We start from the raw sequence: 7,387 nt of genomic DNA on the forward strand, positions 1-7,387 counted from the left end.
AAAACATTCTTAAGGGTTTTTCATTAAAAATCAATTGTTTTGTAACAGATTCACCAGCCCAACTTCTGGGCAGATGATAGCAATACATCACGAGCCCTTCTTTTCTTCTTGTTATTTTCCTTAATATCAACCACTTTTGCACTTTGTTCATTATTTTTAGGTGCGCAAAAATTGCTATTAGATTCAATAACTTGGCTCTTTCTTTGCCTATATTCGTACATAGAAGCAACCATGCTTAACCTCCTATCTACATTTATCATCCTAAATGCAGGTTTAACAGACTAAATGCAGCGCGAAATTCTACTCATTTTTTGCCCAACTGCAACTAAAACATAATCCATTTAAACTTAACTTACTCATTTAAAACATAAAAAACTAACCTGCGTCACTATTTAAATTTCAAACACAATATATAGTCCAGATTAAAATTCAAAACACAATATGTAGGATGACGGTTCCGATGAACAGGACCGTAGGTTCGATTAGCGAAGCGTAATCGGACGATCGCGTAAGACGTTCGCGTAATCGGTCGCTTACAACGGAACAACCCTTTTAGGTATTTACTCCAATCCCCCCAACACCCCATCCACCGACCCGCACCAATCCGGTGAATAGATGCCGCTCGCCACGTAACGATGGAAGGTAGAATACGGCCAATCGGCCACCCGCGTGACATGACCATGTTTGAGCGGGTTGATATGGACGTAATCCATATGGCGGCGGTAATCCTGCTCATCCCGGATCAGGTGTTCCCAATAATGGCGTTGCCAGATGCCCCGCTCCCCGTGACGTAACCGGGTCTGGCTGCGCCGCTCGTTTACCGGCAGGGCGCGGGAGAAGTGACTTTTGATCAGCCGCCAACGCAGGGGGAAATCGGTGTCCCCCTCCGGCAAAGAGAGAATGCAGTGGAGATGATCGGGCAACACCACCCATGCGTGAATGGCGAAGGGGTGAGCCTGCTGTACCTTGGTAACGCTATGGCGCAGCAGGTCAATCTGCTCCACCAGCAGCCGGTTGTTGCGCCGCTCCAGCAGGTTGACGGTGAAGAACCAGGTTCCTCCAGGCCACCATGCCCGCCGCCAATTGGCCATCCCTTTCCCCTCGTTGAGACCGAAAAGCCAAGCATAGCCTTGCCTCACTTCGATCTGCTTGTGGGCCGTGATGATGCGGATGTTCCATTACGAGATTGTTCGATTACGCGATCGTCCGATTACGCTTCGCTAATCGAACCTACATGGCAACTCAAACCGGCTTGAAGCATTGCAATAGAAAGGTGGGTAAAGCAGAGAGGGGAACTCAGAAACCCGGCCGCCAGATGGGGCGCGGCGGCCGGGTGAATTGTAAAGAGTAGGGTGACAGGGAAAGGGATCAGCCTAGTCTAATCAACTCGATGGGGGCGTAGCGCTCACCGGAGTTTGCCAGCAGGGCCGTAGGTTCGATTAGCGAAGCGTAATCGGACGTTCACATTGGCATAACCCTTGATAGGTTTACTCTAATTCCCCCGATGCCCCATCCACCGACCCGCACCAATCCGGCGGATAGATGCCGCTCGCCACATAACGATGGAAGGTGGAATACGGCCAATCAGCCACCCGCGTGACATGACCATGTTTGAGCGGGTTGATATGGACGTAATCCATATGGCGGCGGTAATCCTGCTCATCCCGGATCAGATGTTCCCAATAATGGCGTTGCCAGATGCCCCGCTCCCCGTGGCGTAACCGGGTCTGGCTGCGCCGTTCGGTCACCGGCAAGGCGCGGGAAAAGTGGCTTTTGATCAACCGCCACCGCAGGGGGAAATCGGTGTCCCCCTCCGGCAAAGAGAGAATGCAGTGGAGATGGTCGGGCAACACCACCCATGCGTGAATGGCGAAGGGGTGAGCCTGTTGCACCTTGGTAACGCTTTGACGCAGCAGGTTAATCTGCTCCACCAGCAACCGGTTGTTGCGCCGCTCCAGCAGGTTGACGGTAAAGAACCAGGTTCCTCCGGGCCACCATGCCCGCCGCCAATTGGCCATCCTTTTCCCCTCGTTGAGACCAAAAAGCCAAGCATAGCCTTGCCTCACTTCGATCTGCTTGCGGGCCGTGATGGTGCGGATGTTCCATTACGAGATTGTTCGATTACGCGATCGTCCGATTACGCTTCGCTAATCGAACCTACAACTCCCTTTTACTTCGAGCCATTCCCGTTATCTCAAATCGGCCACTGCCCTCAAACCTGACCGGCAGCACAAGCAGAAGACATTGATTTATCATGTCTTTCAGCCGTATTCATCTGGCGGGTTGGACTGGTTTTTAATGACGCGATCATCCGAATATGTTTCGATATTCGCCCCAGCACCTCTCTGTAAGCAGAGCAATATCTGCACATCGACGACATCGCCAAGGATTATCAGTGCCTACTGGATTTATGAATCACACCCAAGCCAGCCGACTGGCAATAAGAACCCGTGCATCTCTAAGCAGGATCAATTGGCCGCTCTACTTGGCGCTTTTGATCACAGCCGCTTTGCCGACCATCTATACCACCACGCGAATCTTCTACCTCGGCGATCTCCCGACAGAGTGGGGAGTCAACATTGCAAGCCAGCTGGCCTGGGTCAATCTGGGGCTGGAGGTTGTGCAGGAAGCGCTGATTCTGCCGCTGTTCTATCTCTTGGGAAAAACACTCCATGAGCGTGACGCCACACTGAACAAGCTCAAAACAGGCCTCATTGTCAGCGTCGGGATCTACGCCCTCTTTACGGGCCTCATTGCTCTCTTCGCCATGCCACTGGTGCAGGCTATGGCTCAAAGCCCGGAGCAAGTTGCAGCCACCGTGGACTATATACGTCTCGAAATGATTGGCACGACTCTCTTCAATGCGGTTCGCTTCCTGACCATATTCTTCGTCCTGCAAGACTGGCGCCGCGCCATATATACCGTTCTTGCCATCCAGCTTCTGGTCAGTGTCACCCTTGATACACTCCTGCTCAGCCAGTTTGAATTTAGCTTCCGGCTAGGGGTCAACGGCATCGCGTATAGCAACATAGTGGCAAGCATCTGCACCCTCGTTTATGCACTCGGGGTTGTCAGGCAGAGATACTGGCTCACCTCTGCTGACTTGCATGTGCAAGCCGACTTCGGATGGATGCGGGAGTGGTTCCGAGTTGGCAAATGGAGCGGCGTGGACTCATTGATACGGAATGCTTTCTTCCTCATTTTCATCATCAGAATGATCAATGTTGTCGAAGAACAAGGGACATTCTGGGTTGCCAACAGCTTTATATGGGGATGGTTACTGCTTCCGTTTTTACCGATGGCAGATCTCATAAAGCAAGATGTGTCACAAGGAGACAAGCTCCCGCATTGGGACAAAATGCTTGGCTATTTCACCACCTGCGTCCTCATTGCAATTGCATGGATACTCCTCTCACCGTGCTATGAATGGTTCATCAGAAACATCCTCAACACCACAATCACCCAGCATCTTCACCTGATCCTGCTTTCGCTGCCGTTTTACATGCTGTTCATGTTCAACACCTGCATGGATAGCGTCCTGTATGGTCGGGGACAGACCCGTTATTTGGCCATTCAATCGGTGATCACCAACGTCACCGTCTATGGCGCCGCCTATGCGTGCTACCTGCAAGGCTGGTTGACGCCATCACTCGATGGCATAGCGATTCTCTTTGGGTGTGGTATTGCGGTGGACACGCTGGTGACCGGATGGCTCTACAACCGGCAGCTCCGGCAAGAAAATTACACGATCTAGGTCATACAACCCCAGGTTCGATTTATGCGGGGGAAAATCTGGGAAGAAAGGCAAGAATTTGGGGCACCCACGTTTGTCGTACCTTATTGAAAAAGGCGTCGCTGGAATACTTGCCAGCTGGCAATGGCATTGACTCTCCCTCCACCCCTGGCGTGTAACAGGGAGGTGACGAGCATCCAGGGTGTGATGGCGCACAGGCGCAGGCAAAATTTGCAGAGGCGGGCAATGCGCTCGAGCTCGGCGGAAGCGAGAAGTTGATTGAGATAGTGGCTGGCGTGGATAATCGTCATGGCTTCGGGCGTGGCGGTTTTGTTTGACGATAAAACCAGATCACAAACGAAGCCTTTTTCATAACTATTTCAATCGGTTGCCGCTAACGATCCTGGGCATGTGTATTTGATGGTTTCGAGGGTTCAGCTCGACAGCAGCACCCTCGCCGAGTTGGCCGGGATGGTGAGCTGCAGCTCGCCCTGCACCACTTCAAACTTCTCGCCGTTGAAGGCATCGGTGAAGCGGCTGGCGGGGCTGGCGGTCTGCCACAGGGGCAGGCTGATGGTGCGCGGCTCGCTCGGGTGGCGGTTGCAGGCCACCACCACCTGATCGCTTTGCAGGGTACGGGCGAACACATAGCTGTGGGGCCCGGCGTAGAGGGTCTGGATATCGCCACGGCGCAGGGAGGGGCGCTGGCGGCGGATCTGGATCAGTCGGCGATAGTGGTCGTGCAGCACGTGATCCCAGTCTGTGGTATCCCACGGGAAGCAGCGGCGGCAGTCCGGATCGTTGCCGCCGGAGAGCCCCACTTCATCACCGTAGTAAATGGAGGGCACACCGATATAGGTGAGCAGCAGGGTGGCGGCGAGACGCATCCGCTGCCTGTCTTCACCCAGCAGATGGAGGAAGCGGGCGGTGTCGTGGCTGTCCAGCAGGTTGAACTGGGCCAGCTGGTTCTTGAACGGGATATGGGCCCGCGCCAGCTTGAGCCAGCGATCCAGCTCTTCGGCGCTGATCTTGATGGGATGGTAGGCAATATCCTGCCCCGCCAGGAAGGCGCGGATCGGGTGGGCGAAGCCATAGTAGTTCATGGCGCCATCCTCCTGATCCCCTTGCAGCCACTGGCTCGCCTCGAAGAAGTGCTCGCCGAGCACGTAGGCGTCCGGGTTCTCCTGCTTCACCGCCCCGCGAATGGCGCGTACATGGCTGCGGTTGCCTTCGGCGGTGCCGTGCTCCCCCAGCATGTGGATGACGTCAAAGCGCCAGCCATCGATCTGGTAGGGGGCGCGCATCCAGTAACGGAGGATGGCATTGTCGGCGCGATAGACGGCGTCCTGCACCTGTTCGCAGGAGAAGTCGAGCTTGGGCAGGCTGCGAATGCCCTTCCAGCTGATGTAATCCCCTTCTTTGTCAAAGGTGTAGAAGCTGCGCCACGGCGAGTCCGGGTTGCTCTGGGCCCCCAGCGGCGGACAGAACCAGGGGTGCTGGGTTGAGGTGTGGTTGACCACCGCATCGAGAATGATCTTCATGCCGCGCTGGTGCAGGTTGCGGGTGAGCTCGGCGAACTGCTCGTTGCTGCCGAGGTGGGCATCCACCTTGAAGTAGTCCTGGGTGTCGTACTTGTGGTTGCTCGGCGAATCGAAGATGGGGTTGAGGTAGAGCGCCGTTACCCCGAGGGATTGCAGATAGTGCAGCTTGGCATCGATCCCCGCCAGATCGCCGCCGTAAAATTCGCAGGCGCCGTGGCCCTCTTCGTGGCGGCTGACCGGCTCGCCCCATGCCTTGCTGATCACCGCCTTGCCACGGTACTCATATTCGTGATGCTTGACGCTGAGCGATGGATCGCCGTTGCAGAAGCGGTCGGGGAAGATCTGGTAGAACACCTGATCCTGCACCCAGGCCGGTGGCTGGTGCAGGCTGTTGAAGCGAAAATGCTGCTCCCGGGGTGGCATGGACGCGCTGACGCCCGCCCCGTGCAGCCACCACTGCTCCTCATCGGTGAGGCACTTGAAGCTGTAGAGGTGGATATCCTGTCCCTTGATGAGCGGCAGGGTCCCTTGCCACACCTGCAGCCGATCGCGGGTCGATACCGCCGTCATCGGGATCAGGTACTCCTCGTTATCCGGCTCGTGGCGCAGCCACACCTCGCGGATCGGCGCATCCAGTTCGCTGAACAGGGTCAGTTGCAGGGCATCGGCGCTCTCTTTGAACCAGGGCGCCACCTGGGGATGAAACAGAAACGGATGGGTCATGATGCTTATTGCGTCAACAGATCGGCGAGGGCGTTACCCTGTTCGTGCAGTGTTTCGAGCTGGCCTGCCAGCGACTTGGGATCCAGTCCCAGCTGATCGGCGAGCGGTTTGGGAAACCGGGCGATAATGGCCTGGGCAGGCACGCCCGCGTTCCAGGCGAAGGAGATAAAGACCGCCAGACGGATCAGCACCGCCTCCTTGCTGACCGGATCGTGGGAGAGTGGGTCAAGCTGTTGGGAGATGGCATCAACGAAGGCCTCGGAGAGGTTCCAGCGCCGCGCCAGCTCGGCACCGAGCTGGGCATAGTCGTAGCCCAGCATCTCCCGCTGGGCCTCGACCCGGCTGTTCCCCTTCTGGATCGCCATGTTGATGAGCTCTGCCTCTTCCGGCAAGGTGCTCTGGATCAGCAGCTCGCCGATGTTGTGGATCAGAGCGCAGGTAAAGGCGGTCTCGGGATCGAGTACCTTGGCCTCCTGGGCCAGGGTCTTGGCTATGGTGGCGACCTGGAAGGTCTCGGTCCAGAACTTGTTCTTATCGAAGCTGGGGGGGGCCTTGAAGCTGCTGATGATGCCGGAGGCGACCACCACGGAGCGCAGCCGGTTGAAGCCGAGTCGGATCACCGCCTGTTCGATGGAGGTCACTTCGTTGCCACGGCGCAAGGCGGCCGAGTTGGCCATCTTTAGCACTTTGACGCTGATCACCTGGTCCATGGCGATCTTGCCCGCAATCTGGTCGATGCGGGCATTCTCATCGTTGAAGCTCTGCATCAACTCGTGCAGCAGCTTGGGAATAGTGGGGAGTTGTTTGATCTTGTCAAACAGGCGATCCATCGACATGGCTGAGGCAGCCTCCATTACGAATTTTGCCTCATATTGTGCCACAGCCGGACAACATGTTCCTGTTTGTGATGCGGCTTTGTGAGCGCTAGAACACCCAGTCGCGCAAGGTATATTCCAAACGGTGCTGTTTGCCCTGCAGGATCAGGTTCTGACGGGTGCCGCTCAGGGCCGCCCCCTCGGTAAGGGTGGTCAGTACGGCCTGTTCGATAATGTCGAGCGGCGGCATGCAGGCCATTTCGGTGCTGCCCAGACTGGTGACCCACAGTTTGTTATCTTCCAGATGGCCTTGTCCGAAGTAGCGGTTGCAACCGGCAATGCCGTTGACGGTGAAGTGCTCGCCGATCTCGAAATCGGGGGGATTATTGCGGGGGGCCTCGATCGGTTGGCCATCCAGTTTGCTCAGTACCCAGTGGTGGTGTTGCAGATCTTGCTGAACAAAGGCGGTCGAGCTGCAGCCAGCGAGCAGTAACAGGGGGATCAGCAAAAAGGGCAATCTGGGCATGAGGGGGCTCCGGTTGGGGGAGCGTCAAGAATACCCTTTTTGGGCAGTC

The 7,387-nt window shown here is 56.0% G+C and carries 7 protein-coding genes and 1 pseudogene; 1 reads left to right on the forward strand and 7 read right to left on the reverse strand.

Features of this window, described 5'->3' with window-relative positions; genetic code table 11:
• Positions 1 to 50: 50 nt before the first annotated feature.
• The 3 genes from ACRAUW_RS15560 to ACRAUW_RS15570 form a co-directional block, all read right to left on the reverse strand.
• Complete coding sequence (locus ACRAUW_RS15560) at positions 51 to 233, reverse strand: hypothetical protein (RefSeq protein ID WP_431363004.1); 183 nt, start codon at positions 231 to 233, stop codon at positions 51 to 53.
• Positions 234 to 560: 327 nt separating this feature from the next.
• Complete coding sequence (locus ACRAUW_RS15565; protein ID WP_431363005.1) at positions 561 to 1,091, reverse strand: REP-associated tyrosine transposase; 531 nt, start codon at positions 1,089 to 1,091, stop codon at positions 561 to 563.
• A 396-nt stretch (positions 1,092 to 1,487) separates the two neighbouring features.
• Positions 1,488 to 2,018, reverse strand: a complete 531-nt coding sequence (locus tag ACRAUW_RS15570) for an REP-associated tyrosine transposase (RefSeq protein WP_431363006.1) — start codon at positions 2,016 to 2,018, stop codon at positions 1,488 to 1,490.
• 392 nt (positions 2,019 to 2,410) lie between these two features.
• Here ACRAUW_RS15570 and ACRAUW_RS15575 point away from each other — a divergent pair, with 392 nt between their 5' ends.
• Positions 2,411 to 3,754 carry an MATE family Na+-driven efflux transporter gene (locus ACRAUW_RS15575; RefSeq protein WP_431363007.1) on the forward strand — a complete coding sequence of 448 codons (1,344 nt, stop codon included), beginning with the start codon at positions 2,411 to 2,413 and terminating at the stop codon, positions 3,752 to 3,754.
• A gap of 116 nt (positions 3,755 to 3,870) precedes the next feature.
• On the opposite strand, the pseudogene ACRAUW_RS15580 reads toward ACRAUW_RS15575, so the two are convergent.
• From ACRAUW_RS15580 to ACRAUW_RS15595, 4 genes and pseudogenes are all read right to left on the reverse strand, one after another.
• Positions 3,871 to 4,044, reverse strand: a pseudogene (locus tag ACRAUW_RS15580) (IS4 family transposase); the annotation flags it as partial.
• Positions 4,045 to 4,167: 123 nt separating this feature from the next.
• Positions 4,168 to 5,997, reverse strand: coding sequence for a maltodextrin glucosidase (gene malZ, locus ACRAUW_RS15585; protein WP_431363008.1), 1,830 nt, complete (start codon positions 5,995 to 5,997; stop codon positions 4,168 to 4,170).
• Between the two features lie 5 nt (positions 5,998 to 6,002).
• Positions 6,003 to 6,851: an HDOD domain-containing protein gene (locus ACRAUW_RS15590; protein WP_431363009.1), complete on the reverse strand. Its 849-nt coding sequence runs from the start codon at positions 6,849 to 6,851 to the stop codon at positions 6,003 to 6,005.
• Positions 6,852 to 6,921: 70 nt separating this feature from the next.
• The gene (locus ACRAUW_RS15595; protein ID WP_431363010.1) at positions 6,922 to 7,338 is read right to left on the reverse strand and encodes an META domain-containing protein; all 417 of its coding nucleotides are present in this window, start codon (positions 7,336 to 7,338) and stop codon (positions 6,922 to 6,924) included.
• Positions 7,339 to 7,387: the final 49 nt, after the last annotated feature.

This window comes from Aeromonas sp. (assembly GCF_050633025.1).
Classification (GTDB): domain Bacteria; phylum Pseudomonadota; class Gammaproteobacteria; order Enterobacterales; family Aeromonadaceae; genus Aeromonas.

Bases quoted from the DNA above. Each gene is read 5' to 3' on its own strand.
- ACRAUW_RS15560 (WP_431363004.1), bottom strand. From the start codon at position 233: ATGGTTGCTTCTATGTACGAATATAGGCAAAGAAAGAGCCAAGTTATT.
- ACRAUW_RS15565 (WP_431363005.1), bottom strand. From the start codon at position 1,091: ATGGCCAATTGGCGGCGGGCATGGTGGCCTGGAGGAACCTGGTTCTTC.
- ACRAUW_RS15570 (WP_431363006.1), bottom strand. From the start codon at position 2,018: ATGGCCAATTGGCGGCGGGCATGGTGGCCCGGAGGAACCTGGTTCTTT.
- ACRAUW_RS15575 (WP_431363007.1), top strand. From the start codon at position 2,411: ATGAATCACACCCAAGCCAGCCGACTGGCAATAAGAACCCGTGCATCT.
- malZ (WP_431363008.1), bottom strand. From the start codon at position 5,997: ATGACCCATCCGTTTCTGTTTCATCCCCAGGTGGCGCCCTGGTTCAAA.
- ACRAUW_RS15590 (WP_431363009.1), bottom strand. From the start codon at position 6,851: ATGGAGGCTGCCTCAGCCATGTCGATGGATCGCCTGTTTGACAAGATC.
- ACRAUW_RS15595 (WP_431363010.1), bottom strand. From the start codon at position 7,338: ATGCCCAGATTGCCCTTTTTGCTGATCCCCCTGTTACTGCTCGCTGGC.